The sequence below is a fragment of the Ulvibacterium marinum genome, assembly GCF_003626755.1.
Taxonomy (GTDB): Bacteria; Bacteroidota; Bacteroidia; order Flavobacteriales; family Flavobacteriaceae; genus Ulvibacterium; species Ulvibacterium marinum.
Map to the genome: position 1 here is coordinate 312686 of NZ_RBCJ01000001.1, position 16019 is coordinate 328704.

General features: G+C 39.1%; 17 protein-coding genes. 13 read left to right on the top strand and 4 right to left on the bottom strand.

The features are described from left to right. Positions 1-43: 43 nt before the first annotated feature. Complete coding sequence (locus D7Z94_RS01345; RefSeq protein ID WP_158594573.1) at positions 44-2152, bottom strand: IPT/TIG domain-containing protein; 2109 nt, start codon at positions 2150-2152, stop codon at positions 44-46. Between the two features lie 137 nt (positions 2153-2289). Further along, positions 2290-5226, bottom strand: a complete 2937-nt coding sequence (locus D7Z94_RS01350) for a hybrid sensor histidine kinase/response regulator transcription factor (RefSeq protein ID WP_120709712.1) — start codon at positions 5224-5226, stop codon at positions 2290-2292. 208 nt (positions 5227-5434) lie between these two features. Here D7Z94_RS01350 and D7Z94_RS01355 point away from each other — a divergent pair, with 208 nt between their 5' ends. The 13 genes from D7Z94_RS01355 to D7Z94_RS01410 all read left to right on the top strand — a co-directional run bounded on the left by D7Z94_RS01355 (position 5435) and on the right by D7Z94_RS01410 (position 14651). Next, on the top strand, positions 5435-6115 hold the full coding sequence (locus tag D7Z94_RS01355) for a DUF7832 domain-containing protein (protein ID WP_120709713.1): 681 nt from the start codon (positions 5435-5437) through the stop codon (positions 6113-6115). Positions 6116-6247: 132 nt separating this feature from the next. Continuing rightward, entirely contained in the window at positions 6248-6724 is a 477-nt protein-coding gene (locus tag D7Z94_RS01360; RefSeq protein ID WP_120709714.1) for a cupin domain-containing protein, read from the top strand. A gap of 386 nt (positions 6725-7110) precedes the next feature. Next, positions 7111-7530 carry a DUF3592 domain-containing protein gene (locus D7Z94_RS01365; protein WP_120709715.1) on the top strand — a complete coding sequence of 140 codons (420 nt, stop codon included), beginning with the start codon at positions 7111-7113 and terminating at the stop codon, positions 7528-7530. Between the two features lie 292 nt (positions 7531-7822). After that, positions 7823-8695 (top strand): RNA polymerase sigma factor, encoded by an 873-nt coding sequence (locus D7Z94_RS01370; RefSeq protein ID WP_120709716.1) that lies wholly within the window; start codon positions 7823-7825, stop codon positions 8693-8695. A gap of 118 nt (positions 8696-8813) precedes the next feature. Further along, a complete protein-coding gene (locus tag D7Z94_RS01375; protein ID WP_120709717.1) occupies positions 8814-9317 on the top strand; it encodes an SRPBCC family protein in 504 nt (167 codons plus the stop codon). Between the two features lie 57 nt (positions 9318-9374). Continuing rightward, positions 9375-9881, top strand: coding sequence for an SRPBCC family protein (locus D7Z94_RS01380; protein WP_120709718.1), 507 nt, complete (start codon positions 9375-9377; stop codon positions 9879-9881). Positions 9882-10085: 204 nt separating this feature from the next. Beyond that, positions 10086-10586: a hypothetical protein gene (locus D7Z94_RS01385; protein WP_120709719.1), complete on the top strand. Its 501-nt coding sequence runs from the start codon at positions 10086-10088 to the stop codon at positions 10584-10586. Between the two features lie 209 nt (positions 10587-10795). Beyond that, positions 10796-12292, top strand: coding sequence for an amidohydrolase family protein (locus D7Z94_RS01390; protein WP_120709720.1), 1497 nt, complete (start codon positions 10796-10798; stop codon positions 12290-12292). A 177-nt stretch (positions 12293-12469) separates the two neighbouring features. After that, the gene (locus D7Z94_RS01395) at positions 12470-12847 is read left to right on the top strand and encodes a DUF2200 domain-containing protein (protein ID WP_120709721.1); all 378 of its coding nucleotides are present in this window, start codon (positions 12470-12472) and stop codon (positions 12845-12847) included. A 70-nt stretch (positions 12848-12917) separates the two neighbouring features. Then, positions 12918-13787, top strand: a complete 870-nt coding sequence (locus tag D7Z94_RS01400; protein WP_120709722.1) for a helix-turn-helix domain-containing protein — start codon at positions 12918-12920, stop codon at positions 13785-13787. 98 nt (positions 13788-13885) lie between these two features. After that, positions 13886-14200: a YdhR family protein gene (locus tag D7Z94_RS01405; protein WP_120709723.1), complete on the top strand. Its 315-nt coding sequence runs from the start codon at positions 13886-13888 to the stop codon at positions 14198-14200. Positions 14201-14328: 128 nt separating this feature from the next. Continuing rightward, a complete protein-coding gene (locus D7Z94_RS25515; RefSeq protein ID WP_147415807.1) occupies positions 14329-14535 on the top strand; it encodes a hypothetical protein in 207 nt (68 codons plus the stop codon). Next, a complete protein-coding gene (locus D7Z94_RS01410; RefSeq protein WP_245967117.1) occupies positions 14487-14651 on the top strand; it encodes an agmatine deiminase family protein in 165 nt (54 codons plus the stop codon). Before D7Z94_RS25515 ends, D7Z94_RS01410 begins: the two co-directional genes overlap by 49 nt. Positions 14652-14719: 68 nt before the next feature. Here the strand turns inward: D7Z94_RS01410 and D7Z94_RS01415 are convergent, their stop codons facing one another. Beyond that, entirely contained in the window at positions 14720-15412 is a 693-nt protein-coding gene (locus D7Z94_RS01415; protein WP_120709724.1) for a helix-hairpin-helix domain-containing protein, read from the bottom strand. Next, positions 15409-15915 (bottom strand): hypothetical protein, encoded by a 507-nt coding sequence (locus D7Z94_RS01420; RefSeq protein ID WP_120709725.1) that lies wholly within the window; start codon positions 15913-15915, stop codon positions 15409-15411. Before D7Z94_RS01420 ends, D7Z94_RS01415 begins: the two co-directional genes overlap by 4 nt. Positions 15916-16019 lie beyond the last annotated feature (104 nt).

Below are 16019 nucleotides of genomic sequence, written 5' to 3' on the forward strand. Positions count from 1 at the left end.
TCTCTTTACCCTTTTTATTGGATCTACCCTCTAGGTTTGCTCCCTAATTGGCAGCTACATTACCCAGTGCATTGTTGGAAAAGGTATTTCCGGTCTGCGACAGGCTATTACCGCCCTGTACAAAATCAACGCCCCATCCGCCACTATCGGTAATCGTACTGTTCTCTATGGTGACATTTCCACTGCAATGGACTACTACGTTGCCCTGGCCTCCGGCATTATACATCTGTTCCGCGCCACCACCGGATATCTCACAGTAGTTGAATAGGTTGGTGCTGGTGCTGGAATTGATGCCGATACCCAACCAAGTTCCTTGGCCATCGGAAGCTCCACGGAATATAATCGGTTCCTCGGAAGTACCTTGGGCATTTAGGGATCCTGTGGTAGGAATACAATCCACCCCAGGGCTTCCCAAAACCAGTCCTGCTCCTGTTTCAAATTCCAGAATGGTCCCGGCCTCTACGGTAATGGCCGTTTCTACATAGGTCTCACGACCGGATTCCTCCGTTTCGATCCTATAAGGTACTTCCAATTTTTTAATGTTCAAATCGGCATCGGTAACGGCATCTCCTTCCACCTGAATATAGGGCCTTCCATTGCCCTCGGCATAGGATGTTGCGGCATCCAATTGATCTACCTGCGGTAGATGCATCCAAATAGGGGCCAATTCGTTGTTTACAATCGTGTTTTCCTCAAAATTGGTCAATTCGGCATCATCATCCAACATGTAGATACCGAAGCCGCCGCTATCGGCAACCGTGGTATTTTGGATGGTCAACCTACTATCGCACTGCAAGGTAACGTTGGCCGCAAAGTCGGCCCCGTTGTAAATCTTGCTACTTCCTCCTCCCGAAATAGTACAATAGATCAGGTTATTGTTGGGACTGGACGAATTGAACCCGATACCCAACCAAGTTCCCTTGCCGGAAGTTACTCCTTGAAAGGTTATGGGATTTGCCATGGTGCCGGTAGCATTGAGCGAACCTGTGGTATCCGTACAATCCGAGGATTGTTCGCCCAATCGAAATCCAGCGCCACTGGTAAACTCCAAGGTGTTCCCTGGATCAATATTCAATTGGTTCTTGATGTTATATCTTTTACTCTCCATAAATCGGTACGGAACATTCAACAAGGCCATACTTACCCCATCATCCTCAATTTCATTTTCCCAAACCTCAATGTAATTATCTCCGTTACCCTGATAGTCCGAAGCTGCATCCAGAGCGCTCAACTGATTGAAAAACAAACCTACGGGCGCTTCTTCGTTATTGGATATCATATTGTTGGAAAATTCCTCCAAATCACTTTCATCCGTTACAAACAGTCCATAACCGTCATTATCGGTTATAGTGCAATCCACTAGGGCAGCCCCGGAGTCTTCTCCTCTAGATAATTGAACCGCTCCCTTTTCCCCGGATTGACCGGAAGCGGAACGCCCGGCATGGCTTACGATTACATGTTCCAACCGATTTTCGGGATGGTTGGAACCAAAATAGACCCCTTTCCATACCCCTTTGTTCTCTGAAGTGCCCAAAAATTGTATGGTATTTTCCGAAGTGCCGACGGCCTTTAGGCCACCACCTTCACTGGTAAAGATTCCACTATCCTCCCCCTCAAAGGCAATGATAACCCCAGGTTCAATGGTCAACAGGGCATTGGCTTTTACGGAAATAGCACATTGTACTATATAATCTATCGCGTCCCCAGGTTCTACATCTTCCCAAATGGTATCCACCAAAATCTCATTCTGATCACATAAGGAAACATCTGCAGTGACCACGGTAAAGGAAGTGCCCACAGCCGTTCTTCCATTAACGGTTACGGATACTTGTCCTGTGGTGGCATCTTCTGGAACATCCACGACCAGCTGTGTTACGGAAGCGGATTTTACCGTAGCCGGCGTTCCGTTGAATTCAACCTCATTTTGGCTGCCGGTACTGCTAAAGCTGGTCCCCGTTATTGTGACTTCGGTTCCCACTACCCCACTATTAGGGGATATCCCCGTTATTGTCGGAGACTGGATTTCAGGTTCCTCGACCACCATGGGTCCTCCGTCCCCATCACTACTACAGTTTACTGCTAGACCCAAGGCAACAACGGTCACCAAACTTTTAAATGCAGCTCTGTGCACTTTCATGAATATCTTTTTCATAATCTTAAGCATTTACTATATATGAAGGGGAAACACTTTGGAATTAGGCCAAAGCTAGTTTTTGTGCCCACCCAGGACTGACACTGTAGAGCCAAAAAATAACACGGGAAAGCCAAATAATGTACTTGCCCTAAAAATCAATACGAAGAGGGAGAAACGCCATACAGGGCTTTAAAGCATTTGGCAAAATAGGAAAGATTATTAAATCCTACCTGATAGGCAATCTGCGTAACGGTATCCGCTTTTTGAGACAACAATTGGGCAGCCCGTTTTAGCCGAAAATTTCGAAGCAATTCCCCAGGGGATTCATTGGTCAGGGCCTTTGTTTTTCTTTGTAACTGGGTTTTGCTCATGGCCAATGACCGTTGCATTTGCGGCACCCCAAAATTTGCGTTGGCATGCTCCTTTTCCAGCAGATCCAAAACTTGCTCCAAAAACTTTCGGTCCAACGACGTAGTGGTAATCTTTTCAGGGTGTACGGTGTACGCGTTATTTCTGTAGTGCTCCCTAAGTCGTTGCCTTTGATCGATGAGGTTTTTTACCCTGACCACAAGTTCCTTGGCTTCAAAGGGTTTCGTCAGATAGTCATCGGCCCCGGTCTCCAATCCTTCAATCTTGTTCTCTACACCTGCTCTGGCAGTGAGCATAATAACGGGAACGTGACTTGTCTCCAAATTGGTCTTCAGTTTTTTACAAAGCTCTATCCCATCCATTTTTGGCATCATTAAATCCGTGATGAGGAGTTCGGGCAAATACGCCATCGCCATTTTAAGGCCTTGTTCGCCATTCTTGGCCTCGATGACCCTATACGTATTCAAAAGCTGTTTTTTGATGAACTGACGCATGTCATCATTGTCCTCAATAAGTAAAATTTCCGGTAGGTCTCGCGAATCCGCCTTGGGCCACTCAAAGGTTTCCGGTTTGGGAATTTCATTTGCTTCCTCCCGTATGCTAACCTCGACCGATGCCTGTGGCGTTTTAATTCTTTCAATCGGGATTTGCACCGTAAAGTAGGTGCCCTTGCCTTCCTCGCTAGAAACCGTTATGGTCCCATCCATCAATTCTACCAAGTCCTTGGAAAGGGACAGACCAATGCCAGAGCCTTCCCTATCCTTGGTAATACTGCTATCTACTTGAAAGAAACGGTCAAAGATAAAGGGTAATTTATCCTTGGAAATGCCCCGACCGGAATCCCAAACTTGAATCACCAATTCTGTATTGGCATAAGAGGTTTCCAAGACCACCAATTCACCATCCTCGCTGAACTTAAAAGCATTGCTCAGCAGATTGTAGACCACTTTTTCCAGCTTGTCACGGTCAAATGCAGCCCATAACATCCCGTTCGGAACCTTGACCCGGTAATCCATATTGCGCTGTGCCGCAAGCGAATTGAAAGAAGCCGAGGCGGTCCTAAGACATTTAAAAACATCGCCCTCCGTTGATTTAAGCTGTAATTTGTCCTGATCGATCCTGGAAAGATCCAATAATTGATTGACCAATCCCAGGACCTTGTTCGTATTCCTTCGGATCATCTTAACATCTTCCCGGCCTAGTTTCTCTTCTGGATTCTGCTCCAAATGTTCAATAGGACCCTTGATCAAAGTGAGAGGCGTTCGGAACTCATGGGAAATGTTCGCAAAAAAGTTGGACTTCAATTGGTCCAGTTCCTGAAGTTCCTTGTTGGCCTTTTGTTTAATACGGTATTGGTTATAAAGCAATACGGCCAACAACAGCATAAAAGTCGCGATGGCAATAGTGCCGTTACGCTCGTTCTTTCTTTTGCTCAACTGTAGTGCCTGAAGTTCTTTTTCCGAAGCCAACAAGGCAATTTCCTTTGTCTTTTGCTCGTTCTGATATTGGGCTTCTATCCCCTCTGCGAGATCACGTTTTTCTATAGTATAAAGGCTATCCCGCATGGTTTGATACAGGATTCTAAAATCATAGGCGTCCTTGTAATTGAAACTGGCATAGTTGACTTCGGAAAGGGTTTTATACCCATCCATTACGGTAAGGTCTGCGCCTACCACCTTTGCCATTTCAAGGGCCCGTTTTGAGTAGTAGCCTGCACTGTCCCATTTTTTGGCATAAAAGAACTCCTGCCCCAAGGACTGGCTGAACATGGCCATGTTGATGGAATCCGAGGTCTGGACGGCGATGGACAAGGATCGATGGTAATTGTAAATCGCTTGGTCGGATTGTGATTTATCCGAATAAATGTTCCCGATATTTTGGTATACCTGGCTCATTTCCCGTTTTAGATCCATTTGTTTATAGCTCTCCAGGGCTTGATGGTATTTTTCCAGAGCCGCATCGGGCTTTTCCTGATTTCGGTATACCACGCCCATATTTTTCAAAACAAATGCCCGCCCGGGCAAAAAACCGAACTTTTTGAACAGGCTATCACTTTTTGCATAATAGTCCAAGGCCTTGTCATAATTACTTAGTTTTTGGTTGATCAGTCCGATGTTGGCCAAGTTGATTCCCGCATTCTTTTCGTTTCCGATTTCGGTATTCATCTTGGCCGCATAGGTATAAGCCTCCATGGCTTTTTTGTATTCCCCTTTTTCATTGTAGATGTTGCCCAGATTATTATGGGAGCTTGCCATCCCCTCAAAATCGTCCACCTGTCCGGCAAAGGCAATATTGCGTTTATGGTAGGCTTCGGCCTGTATAAGGTCTCCCTTACTCAAATAGGTATTGCCCAATCCTAAGAGAGCGATGCCCTTACCGGAATTGTACGCAATACGTTCGGCAAGGGTAAGGGCCTTTTGGAAGACCGTGATGGCGGAGTCGTTTTGGGCCCTACCGTTTAAAAGATCGGCAAAAGCATTGAGGGCCATCACTTCATAACGTTTGTCCTGTATTCCCTTAGCGATATCCAAGGCCCTATGGATACTGGTATCGGCCTTTGCCGGGTCTTCATACTGGTATTCGTCAAAAAGGTCTAAAAGGAGATTAACTTTTAGGGAATCTACCTTTTCCAGGCCAACCCTTTTCTCCAAGCTATCGATTTTGGATTGCGAATGGCCCGAAATTGAAATGAGCACTCCAATAAGAAACAAGAATCTGACCATGTATAAATTTAACTGAATTAATTCAAATTTTAAATGGCCCTATTTTACGGGCTTGTGTGGATCACCCATAATTTGGTAAAACAACTGAAATCTATACGCTTATAGTGGAATCTTCCTTCAACGAAATACAAAATCTCTTATCTTAGTTCCGCATCTAAAACATATATAGATCATATGATCTATATTCCTACGTTATGGCCAATTTGAAATGAGAATCCGTTTAGAAAAGAAAAATAGAGTAACAACGGACTTTGTCGAAATAGAAGTTGACAAAGAAATTCTGAATGTCCGAGAAGGAAAAGTTAAAAAAACTGGCGGACCAAAATGGGGAAAGCATTGCGGAACAGATGAGAATGCTATTGTTGAGGCGAATAAGATAAAACAGGAATTTCTTGACAAAAAATATATTGAAGTCAATTCAAAACAAAGACCAAGTGACTTTAATGGAGTTTATGATAAAGCAAAATGGCATTTCAGAGGAGAATTCCCAAAAGAGCTTGACATTTTTCAAGGATATGTTCATACAGGATTTTATTTGACTTGGATTATTGAAAACGGACTTTTCGACACAAATGGAGATGACTATTTGAATTCTGAAATTTCTAAGGTCAAAAAAAAGGAATTGACAGGAGCTAAATTTTTTGAACGTAATCTTGACGGTGTATTAATGGACGATGATTTGACTGAATTAGGAAATGAATTCACCTACAAGTACTATGAGAAAGGAAAGTTTTCAGATGATTATTCGAAAACTTTAGGGACTGATTTACCGACACTTTATCATATTCAAGATAATTGGGAGAATTATGAAAAATTCAAGCCATTATTGGACAAAAGATTTAAACGCTGGGAGAAATCGAAAAAACCAAAATGGTGGAAATTAAACTGAATAAAAACTGACAACAATAGTGGCTAAAATACATGCCCAACTAACCTAAACTTTGCACGACATTTTAGCTGAACCGTTTTACGCAAGCAAGGAATACCAAAAAAGATATTTAAGAACTTTGAAAAGTATAAAATGAAAAAATCAATTTTAACCCTGTTTATATTAGCCACGATGTCGGGATTTTCCCAAGATTCTGAATATAAAGTTTCGTCATATCTTACAGAGGGTACCAAAGCACCAAATACTCATTACATAGGAGAAGCTTGGCTGAATGCGGTTATTCATGATGATTCTGAATTGGGATATAATATCACAAAAGCAACCTTCAAAGCCAACTCAACCTTGGATTGGCATAAACATAGTTCTGCACAAGTTTTAATAATTGTTGATGGAGAAGCATATTATCAGGAAAGAGGAAAAGAACCCGTAATTCTGAAGACCGGAGACGTGATTAAATGTGAAAAAAACATCGAACACTGGCATTCATCAACCAAAGTTAGTGATGTAACGTATTTGGCTCTATATGGCGGTGGACAACCAACAACTTGGACTGAAGTAGTAACACAAAAATATTACGATGAGGTCGCCAAAATGCTTGAAAGTGATTGATAAAGGTCAAAGTTTATAAATCAAAACACTTGAATGAAAATGCCAACATACAACAAAGAACTGAGTTAAAAAACAAGTCTTTTTAATTAACCCCAACTTTCCATAACATCTTTTTTAAGCTATAACCCTCTTTATCATCCTTGCTCGCATTTGATTCGACCTCTGTAAACAAGGTCTAGGTACTGTCCGGATTCCAAGAAAATTATAGAAGGGCGGGATTTCTATGAAACGATATCAATTAATGTATCTAGCCGAGACCTCTCTGTCCCTCCTATTTTAGCTCTTATTAATAATCAGGAAACTACTATATTTATGAACAACAACTAACACTGCGTAAACATATAAGCCGAGGCCGTTGTAGGTAATTTGACGGACCAAGAAACTGAATGGAAAATTTAATAGGGAATATTGTCTTTTTAATAGTTGGAAGTGGATTTTTATATGCAGGATTCTATATTCGAAATTCGAATCGTAGGATAGAGGCAAACGGAATTAAAACTAAAGCAAAAATAATTGATTTCGTTGAGGAGGAAAGTGAAGATGCTGATGGATATTCAAACACTTACCACTACCCTATTGTTCGATTTACCGACAAAAACGGAATTGAAACAACACAAAAATTAAACTCAAGTGCAAACCCAAAGAAGATTAATCAACCTATTGAAATTATCTACTTGAAAAAGGATAATGAATACGAAATAATGATTAACAGCGAGTTTTGGAAAACATACTTTCCGATGATTTTTATAATCGGTGGATTTCTATTTTCTGGAATCGGAATTGTGTGGTTGATTAATAAAATATAAATGAATAAAAAACTACCTACAACAATGTATAACCGCAACCCGCCAGACCAGCTTGTCGGGCTGGTTACGGCGGATTCGACTATGCTTCGACAAGCTCAGGGCAGGCTAGAATCCACCCCGCCCGTACCGAACGGCACGTTCGGGCGCGGTCGGAATTGCTAACAACAGTGCTTAACCGAAAAGTAAAACATATAAACCCGTAACTGATGGTTATACGAACCGTTAGGCACAACCTTAAAGTAAGCTTTGTAACACCTATCCAATTCTTGTATCTAACAAGGAAAAAAATCGTATGAATCAACTTGGAGATAAATATTCAGAGGAAAAAAATATAGAACTATTGAAATCCTCTTTGGATGGTAACAAAGATGCATTGAATCAGCTCATAAAAATCCACAGACCTTATATTTTCAATGTGGCATGGAAATTTACCTTTGACCCTCAAGACGCAGAAGACTTAACTCAAGAGGCACTTATCAAGGTAATAACCAAGCTATCACAATTTAAATTCGAAAGCCAATTTAGAACTTGGCTCTATCGCATTGTATTTAACGAATTTTTGTTATCCAAAAGACGAAAAGGAGAGAAACAATTCACGGATTTTGAAAATCAAGGAAAACGACTTGACTCTATTGAAAATGCAACCGTAGACGAAAGTGAAGAAAAGGAATACGAGGAATTGGCAAAGGAGCTTAGATATCGTTGTCTATCAGGTATGATAATGTGTCTTACTAGGGAGCAAAGACTTTTATTTATTGTAGGAGAAACGTTCGGAGTCGACCACAATTTAGGCTCTGAAATATTCGGAATGACAAAAGCTAACTATAGAGTAAAGCTTCACAGAGCAAGAAAGGAGTTAATCAACTTTATGCAACAAAAATGCGGACTGATGAACTCGAAAAATCCTTGCAGATGTGGCAAAAAGGCAAAAACTATGCACAAAAATGGTTATCTCACTGAAGACCAACAATTTTTCAATGTAGGTTACAAAACCAAAGTAGCTGACTATGCTTTTCAAAACAGTGAACTAGTTGCTGATATTGTAGATAAAAAGCATTTGGAGTTACTTCGAGATATTCCCGCAAAGGATAGTTTTTCAAAAGAAACCATCGTTGAGGAAATTATTGGAACTAATGAATTGCTAGATTTTTTTGAGCTAAACTAGTATTGACCAATACTTATAAAAAAGCCCGTGATTGTGAAAATCACGGGCTTTTTATTTTCCGTTTTGTAACACCTTAGAGCATTCTGTATCAAATGGACGAATTAAAATTTTATACAAAATGGAGATAAAAAAAGAAATCGTAATCAATCGTCCCGTTCAAGAGGTATGGGACGTGTTGGGGAATCAATTTACAACAGCCTACAAATGGGCAAGAGGGTTAACTCATTCAGAAGGGTTTGGAAAACCAATGTTTCAAGGGGCAGAATGTAGCAACAGAACCTGTGAAGTTCCTGGCTTTGGAACAATTCAAGAAGACATCAAAAAATTCGATTCAAAAAATTATGTTTTGGCGTATGAAGTCGTTAAAGGGTTTCCTGGTTTTATCACTTCAGCTGTTAATACATGGAACATAGAAAGAAAAGGAAACGATACCCTTGTGAGCATGCGCCTAAAAATGCAAACCAAAGGCTTTAAAGGTGCTATTATGGGACCAATGATGAAAATGCAACTCAACAAAACAGTAAATGGTGTTATTGATGACCTAAAAATATTCGTTGAAACAGGTAATCCAAGCGATTATAAACAGAAGGAATTGGCAAAAAATCGAAAGAAGGCAGCTTAATTCTGTAACACATCAATTAACACTGTATCTAAAGGTAAATTATAAAAATCAATAACAATGAAAATTAAAAATCTATTACTAAGCACATTGGTTCTTCTATTAATTGCAAATTTGGCATCCGCCCAAAGTATGAGTGAGCCAAAAGTTCAATTTAGCAAAGTAGTAAATAAGTCGGCAGATGAAATGTGGAAGACAGTTAGGAAACTAGACCAAGTACACAAATATTCCTCCGCAATAGCAAAGGTAGATTGGAGTGGCAATATGGGAGTTGGAGGAGAAAGAGTTTGCCACACAACAGATGGGAAAGGATTCTTCAAAGAAAAAATTGTTGCTTATGACGAATCATCACGAAGCTTTTCATATTCCTTACTTGAGGGAGCACCTGTAAAAGGTATGACTAACTTCATGCAAGTAGTTGACCTTGGCTATGGAAAGTGCATACTTGTTTGGTGGTCGAACTATGATGAGTTTATGAAAAACCCACAAATGACTGAAGAACAATTTCAAACCTTTATGCTAGGTTCAATTGAAGAAATGACTGATAAAATGGCTAAAGATTCATAAAAAAGGCAGTGCCTAACATTGTGTATAAGCAATAGCGGTTCGAGTGCATACTTGAGCCGTTTTTGCGTTTTAACAAGTACCTTGCAATGCTGACAGTTCAGTGTTTTGAAACCGTTACTGCCCACACACGAGGCCGTTGTATGCCATAGAATTAAACCTTTTATTTTTTTTAAAGTCTAAAAGCAAAAACTAGAACCAAATAACATGCAACGAATTTTAATAACTCTAATTCTTATTACTCTTGTCTCCTGTAAAATTTCTGCTGATAATAGTCAAGCAAATGAAGTAGAAAGGGTTGTTAAAAAAATGAATTTTTCTCTTGCGAATCAACAACTTGATGAACTACTTGCCTGTTACTCCAATGAAATGGATTGGGAAAACTCCTTTGGGTGGACAATAAGAAATAAAGACACTCTTGGTAATTATTTTAGAGATTGGTTATTTCCCAAATACCCTACCTTAGATAGTCACAGACTTAATTTGAAATTCAAGGTTAAATTCGTTGACATCAAAATCGCCTGGGTAGATGTAGTTCAAAAAATCAATTCTGAAGACATGAATACCGTAGCTAGAACATATCGACAAACACATTTACTTGTAAAAGAAAGGGATAGCTGGTTAATTAAGAAAACAAGGTTTTGGATACCAATAATCAATGAAAATCCACCAATCGAATTTATATCTTCTCCAAGCTTTTTTAAGTAAGGCTAATTTATTAGATTACTATTAAAACGGCATAAACAATGGCTATAACCCATGGCTTTCGCTTGGCCAATTTTTCCTTACTCCAATCAGTTAAAAAATGTTCGGTGCTGGCCATGAGGTCATAGCCGAACCGCTGTAGCACATTTGAAAAAACCCCCAGGCAACCAAATGAATGTTTTTTTCGTCTTTAAAAGCAAACACTCTATTCAATGAAAAACTTACTGACTATTCTCCTTGCTACAATTTTATGCTCTTGTCAAGACAATAAAGAACAACTGAATCTTACGGAAGGTGTATACATATCGAATGTTACCATAATCTCAACAGAAGATGGCACTTACAGCCCTCATATAGGTCATTTGGTGATTGAAAAAGATATAATCGTTTATGCGGACAAAAATGAGCCAAGTATAAACGGAACATTTGAAAAGATCGATGGAACTGGAAAATTCATAATTCCCGGATTAATAGATAGTCATGTTCATATTATTCCAGGAGTGCAAGGAATGCTTCCCCATCATATAGAAAAATACCCTGAACTGGCCACTGAGTTTAATAGCCAAATGCCAAGAAGCTATTTATATCATGGCTTTACCGCACTTATTAATCTTGGGGGCATATCAGATGAACGAATCGCTTCTTTTAACATGCAAGAAGTAAAACCCGATTTATATCATGTTGGATATTCAGGAGCTGCGGTCGCAAATGGTTACCCAATGAATTTTACACCTGAAGAATTTCGATTTGACGCTGAACCAAATTTCATATACATGGAAAGTCAGGCGGAAAGTATCCCGGATAAGTATGACCCTGCCGATCATACCCCCAAAGCCGTTGTCAAGCGTATCAAAAATTCTGGGGGTATTGCCGTGAAATCTTATTATGAACGAGGTTTTGGAAGGATGTCCAAATTACCTGTACCTACTAAACGTATCATGACCGAATTGCTTAACGAGGCACATTCCAATGGACTTGTTCTAACAGTTCATGCCAATTCACTTGAAGGACATTCTTTTTTGGCTGATATAGGAGTAGATATTTTATCGCATGGACTATGGAACTGGGGAAAGTACAAAGATGTACCAAGGGACTCTCTTCCATTGGAAATAAAAAGAACATTGGATTTACAAATTCAAAAACAAATAGGCTATACCCCCACCTTAACAGTAATTGAAGGAGAGGAAGCACTGGTTGATACTGGATTTCTTGATCAGCCCGTCTTAAAAAAAGTGGTGCCCAAAAATTTACTCGAATGGTATAAAACCGAAGAGGCACAATGGTTCGCCAAAGAAATTTTTAATGAGCTTACCGTAGAAGAGGTTCATATAATCTATGATAATGTACAAGCGCATGCAATGCTAGCTTTAAAGTACCTTTCTGACAATAATGGTCTAATTTTATTTGGCTCAGATACTCCATCTGCCCCAACTTATGGCAATCAACCTGGCCATAATGGAAATTGGGAGCTTAAATTGATGAAAGAAGCAGGAGTCCCTTTAAATAAAATACTTGCGTCCGCTACATTTAATAATGCCAAAGCTTTTCATTTAGATGCTTCTCTTGGCTCGTTGGCTATCGGAAAAAAAGCAAATATAATTATGATGGCCAAAAACCCTTTAATGGATATTGAAGCCTATGATGCTATAGAGCAAGTTGTTATTGGGGGCAAAGTCATAAAAAGAGAAGATTTAGAGGTTAAAGAATAACTGGCTACAACAATGGCTACAAATAACCTGCCCGTCCGGCAGGCGGGTTGCTTGTTCTGTTCTCACTCGGAAAATCCGTAAGATTTTCCTTTGGTTTGTGAATGTTTACTAAATTAGTTGCCAAACCACGCAACTACTCATAGTCCAGACCGTTAGCACTAATCAATTCGAAATAAAATGAAAGTTACAGCCGAAAAAAATGAAAAGGTTGCCAATATGATATTTGCATCCATTTATCCACTTTACCTAAATAGATTGGAAAAAAATGGTAGGACAAAGGAAGAACTCAACCAAGTGATTAAATGGTTTACCGGTTTTGATCAAGATGCCTTACAAGAACTTATTGATACAAAAGCTACCTTTAGAACATTTTTTCAAAAAGCTAAAATACACCCAAATGCAAACCTGATCAAAGGAGTAGTTTGTGGTTATCGAATTGAAGAAATAGAGGATGAATTTGAATTGTATAGGCAATGCAGACGTTTGGAAAAGCTGATTGATGAATTGGCAAGAGGTCGTAAAATGGAGAAAATTTTGCGTGAGGCAAAAAAGTAGAAACCGTTGCTAACAAAACCTAAATTGCACTAAAACGCAGTTCAGTCAAAACGACAGCAATAATTATAACATGGTAAATTTATATTCTTTTATAAAACAGAGTGACGACTTTATTAAGTTAGAAGCAAACGAATTGTTGTTTGTGGAGTACACCTGTGTCCAAGAGGAAACTAAATTCGGAATCTGGTCGGATAGCAACTACTTTGCCTTTGTTTTGTCTGGCAAAAAAATGTGGAGAACCATATACCATGACTATGAAGTTGAAAAAGGTGATATTCTTTTTATAAAAAAGGGGGCTAACCTTACGCATCAGTTTTTTGAGGATGAGTTTTGTGCAATTTTCTTTTTTATACCTGATGATTTCATTAAGACATTCTTCTCAAAAAACACTTCTTTTTTGAATGCATCACAGAAACAACTTTCTAATCAAGATGCTGTCTTAAGAGTGAAATCGAACCAATTGTTAGAAAATTATCGTGAATCTATATCCTCGTATCTCACCTTAGATCAAAAGCCTAGCAGTCAATTGATAAAATTAAAGTTTGAAGAATTGTTGTTAAGCCTGTGCGTAAGTAAGGACCATCAGGATTTAGCTGATTATTTAGTTTCCTTATGTCAGGATCAAACTTATCATATGACACGTATAATGGAAGAAAATTTTGGCTACAATCTAAAAATTGAAGATTATGCAAAACTTTGTCATATGAGTTTATCAAAATTCAAAAAGACATTCAAAGACCATTACAAAATAACGCCCGGACTCTGGCTTAAACAACGTAAGTTAGATCTGGCACTTCATCATCTTTTAAACACCGATCTTCCTATTAATCAACTGTCCTTTGAAAGTGGCTTTGAAGACCCATCCCATTTTATACGTGTTTTTAAGCAAAAATATAATACAACTCCCTTGAAGTATCGTAATCTGCAAACAAATACATAAACCTTAAAGTCTATTTTTAAGACTTTTTAGCCTATCTAAAGGGCCTATAGCATAAATACTTTTGTTGCTGTAATTATTAATCATTTAAAATTAAAACAATGAAAAGAGCAACAGCAGTACTATCAGTAAAATTCAACTCTTCGCATAGCCAGGAAAAGTTAATGCAAGTTTGCAATGAAGATTTGAATGTCTTTAGAAATGTTCCTGGGCTTATCGAGAAGTATTACATAGCCGAGGAAACTACAGGTGCAATCAGTGGTATCTATTTATTTGAAACAAAAAGTTCAAGAGGTGCGTTCTGGACTTCAGAATTAGCAGCTAAAATACCTGAACGCTATGGTGTTATTCCAGAAACCCTAAGGGTTGAAGAATACGATATGGCCATTGTATTGAACGAAACAGTCTTATCTTAAAAACCAAAAAACCGGTCATGGATAACAGTAATGATCGGTTTTCTTTTTGGAAACCCAATCTAGCACTGGAAAAAACGAATTAAGCATTCCAATAGATTAACCACATTAATATTAGGTTTTGAAAACACATGAAATACAGAATCAACCCAAATGGTTTGGATGGTACACCTACAAAACCCAGAATAAAAAAGGATGTTTTGAAAACATTGACAGCAAAGGGAACCACATACAACCAGATTCAATTCCATTCAAATAGACTAAAGATTATCAATCCAATAGGAAAGTATTGGTTCCCAACTATAATGACCCAAATGATGCATCTGCCCATGCTTTAATTCAAACTTTGTATCCTTCTAGAACCGTGGTCGGAATTGACGTAAGGAATTTATACGAAAATGGCGGAATGATACATTGTATAACGCAACAACAACCAGTTGATCAAAGAAATTAAACCCATTAATATTGCGTACAGGTGAGCAGTACTTATGCCGCCTATGCCTTACAATTGTTTTAGAAGGCCTACTCCTTTAAATAAACAAGTCGCTCCAGCCTTGCCAGTTCCTTATCATCCACATACTTGCCAATTTCCTTTCTAAACTGCGCCATACTGTTATAAGGTCTGTATTCCTCAAATTCGTGGGCCATACGGTTCCCTACTCCAGGCAAGGCCTTAATATCCTCTTCCGTGGCCGAATTCAGTTCTACCGGTACAAATACATAATTCTCGTAGCGGGATACCTCATCCTCATCCACATATTTGCCAATTTCCCTTCTAAATTGCAATGAGCTAGTGTACGGCCGGTACTCCTCAAACTCATGTGCCATACGGTCACCGACACCCGGTATCATCTTAAAATCCGCCTCAGCAGTGGTATTCAAATTAAAGGGAACAAACACTTTTCTGTAGAGTTCCTCCTTATTATCATCTCCTACCAGTACATCAAAATCGTTCATGCTCAAAAAAGGTCTTTGATCCAGAATCTGGGCGACCATTTCTTTTGAAAGTCCGATTCCGTCTAAATCCGCCTCAGTAGCGAGGTTAGCGTTCAAAACTACCTTGGTATCCAAATTTTCCGCTTTTTTACCGGTGCTGGTATCAGATTCTTCCACAGTTGTTTCTTTAGATGTATCCTTCCCTTTTGATTCTTTACAGGATACCATTACCGTACCGACCAATGTGAGCACTACAATTAATTTTCCAAATTTTCTCATCGTTTTTGTTTTATAAGTATTACATATGAATAACCGATCAATGCCAAGACAATCATGCTAAAGGGTGCGAGTGTAGGTAGGGCCCCAGATAAACTTTCTACAAAAAGATCCCAACCACGCGCCGTGGGTTTCATCTCTTGTTCAAATTCATAATTGGCAAGAAGATGCAAAAAAGCACCATAGACCCCACTGAGAGCCGTTAACACCAAAACTGATTTGAACAGTTTCAAGGTCAAATTCGTTTTTCGAAAAAAAAGAACTATTAGGGTCAAAATTGACGTGCCGATACAAAGGATCGGAATCAATTGTTGCACTCCTTCGTAATGATCTAGCAGATACAATTCCAAAACAGTACCAACCGTCATGAATACGAAAGCCGCTAAAAGAATCCGTTTTAAACCTAAGTACTGAAATTTGTTTTGATCGTTTTGCATTAGGGAACCAAAAATACGTAGGAAAGCTTGGCAATAAAAATTATCTAGATGAATTCTAAATAAAATCATGTGTTGGATATAGGAATGCTAAGTTGTAACTATCAAAATCTAGGTAGCCACCAAAGAATCGGATTAAAAAACAAGTCTTTATACGATAACTTCGCACCCAATTT

Coding starts and splice junctions, on each gene's coding strand:
- D7Z94_RS01345 (WP_158594573.1), bottom strand. CDS start 2,152: ATGAAAAAGATATTCATGAAAGTGCACAGAGCTGCATTTAAAAGTTTG.
- D7Z94_RS01405 (WP_120709723.1), top strand. CDS start 13,886: ATGAAAAGAGCAACAGCAGTACTATCAGTAAAATTCAACTCTTCGCAT.
- D7Z94_RS01395 (WP_120709721.1), top strand. CDS start 12,470: ATGAAAGTTACAGCCGAAAAAAATGAAAAGGTTGCCAATATGATATTT.
- D7Z94_RS01360 (WP_120709714.1), top strand. CDS start 6,248: ATGAAAAAATCAATTTTAACCCTGTTTATATTAGCCACGATGTCGGGA.
- D7Z94_RS01380 (WP_120709718.1), top strand. CDS start 9,375: ATGAAAATTAAAAATCTATTACTAAGCACATTGGTTCTTCTATTAATT.
- D7Z94_RS01390 (WP_120709720.1), top strand. CDS start 10,796: ATGAAAAACTTACTGACTATTCTCCTTGCTACAATTTTATGCTCTTGT.
- D7Z94_RS01370 (WP_120709716.1), top strand. CDS start 7,823: ATGAATCAACTTGGAGATAAATATTCAGAGGAAAAAAATATAGAACTA.
- D7Z94_RS01375 (WP_120709717.1), top strand. CDS start 8,814: ATGGAGATAAAAAAAGAAATCGTAATCAATCGTCCCGTTCAAGAGGTA.
- D7Z94_RS01385 (WP_120709719.1), top strand. CDS start 10,086: ATGCAACGAATTTTAATAACTCTAATTCTTATTACTCTTGTCTCCTGT.
- D7Z94_RS01355 (WP_120709713.1), top strand. CDS start 5,435: ATGAGAATCCGTTTAGAAAAGAAAAATAGAGTAACAACGGACTTTGTC.
- D7Z94_RS01350 (WP_120709712.1), bottom strand. CDS start 5,226: ATGGTCAGATTCTTGTTTCTTATTGGAGTGCTCATTTCAATTTCGGGC.
- D7Z94_RS01415 (WP_120709724.1), bottom strand. CDS start 15,412: ATGAGAAAATTTGGAAAATTAATTGTAGTGCTCACATTGGTCGGTACG.
- D7Z94_RS01420 (WP_120709725.1), bottom strand. CDS start 15,915: ATGATTTTATTTAGAATTCATCTAGATAATTTTTATTGCCAAGCTTTC.
- D7Z94_RS01365 (WP_120709715.1), top strand. CDS start 7,111: ATGGAAAATTTAATAGGGAATATTGTCTTTTTAATAGTTGGAAGTGGA.
- D7Z94_RS25515 (WP_147415807.1), top strand. CDS start 14,329: ATGAAATACAGAATCAACCCAAATGGTTTGGATGGTACACCTACAAAA.
- D7Z94_RS01400 (WP_120709722.1), top strand. CDS start 12,918: ATGGTAAATTTATATTCTTTTATAAAACAGAGTGACGACTTTATTAAG.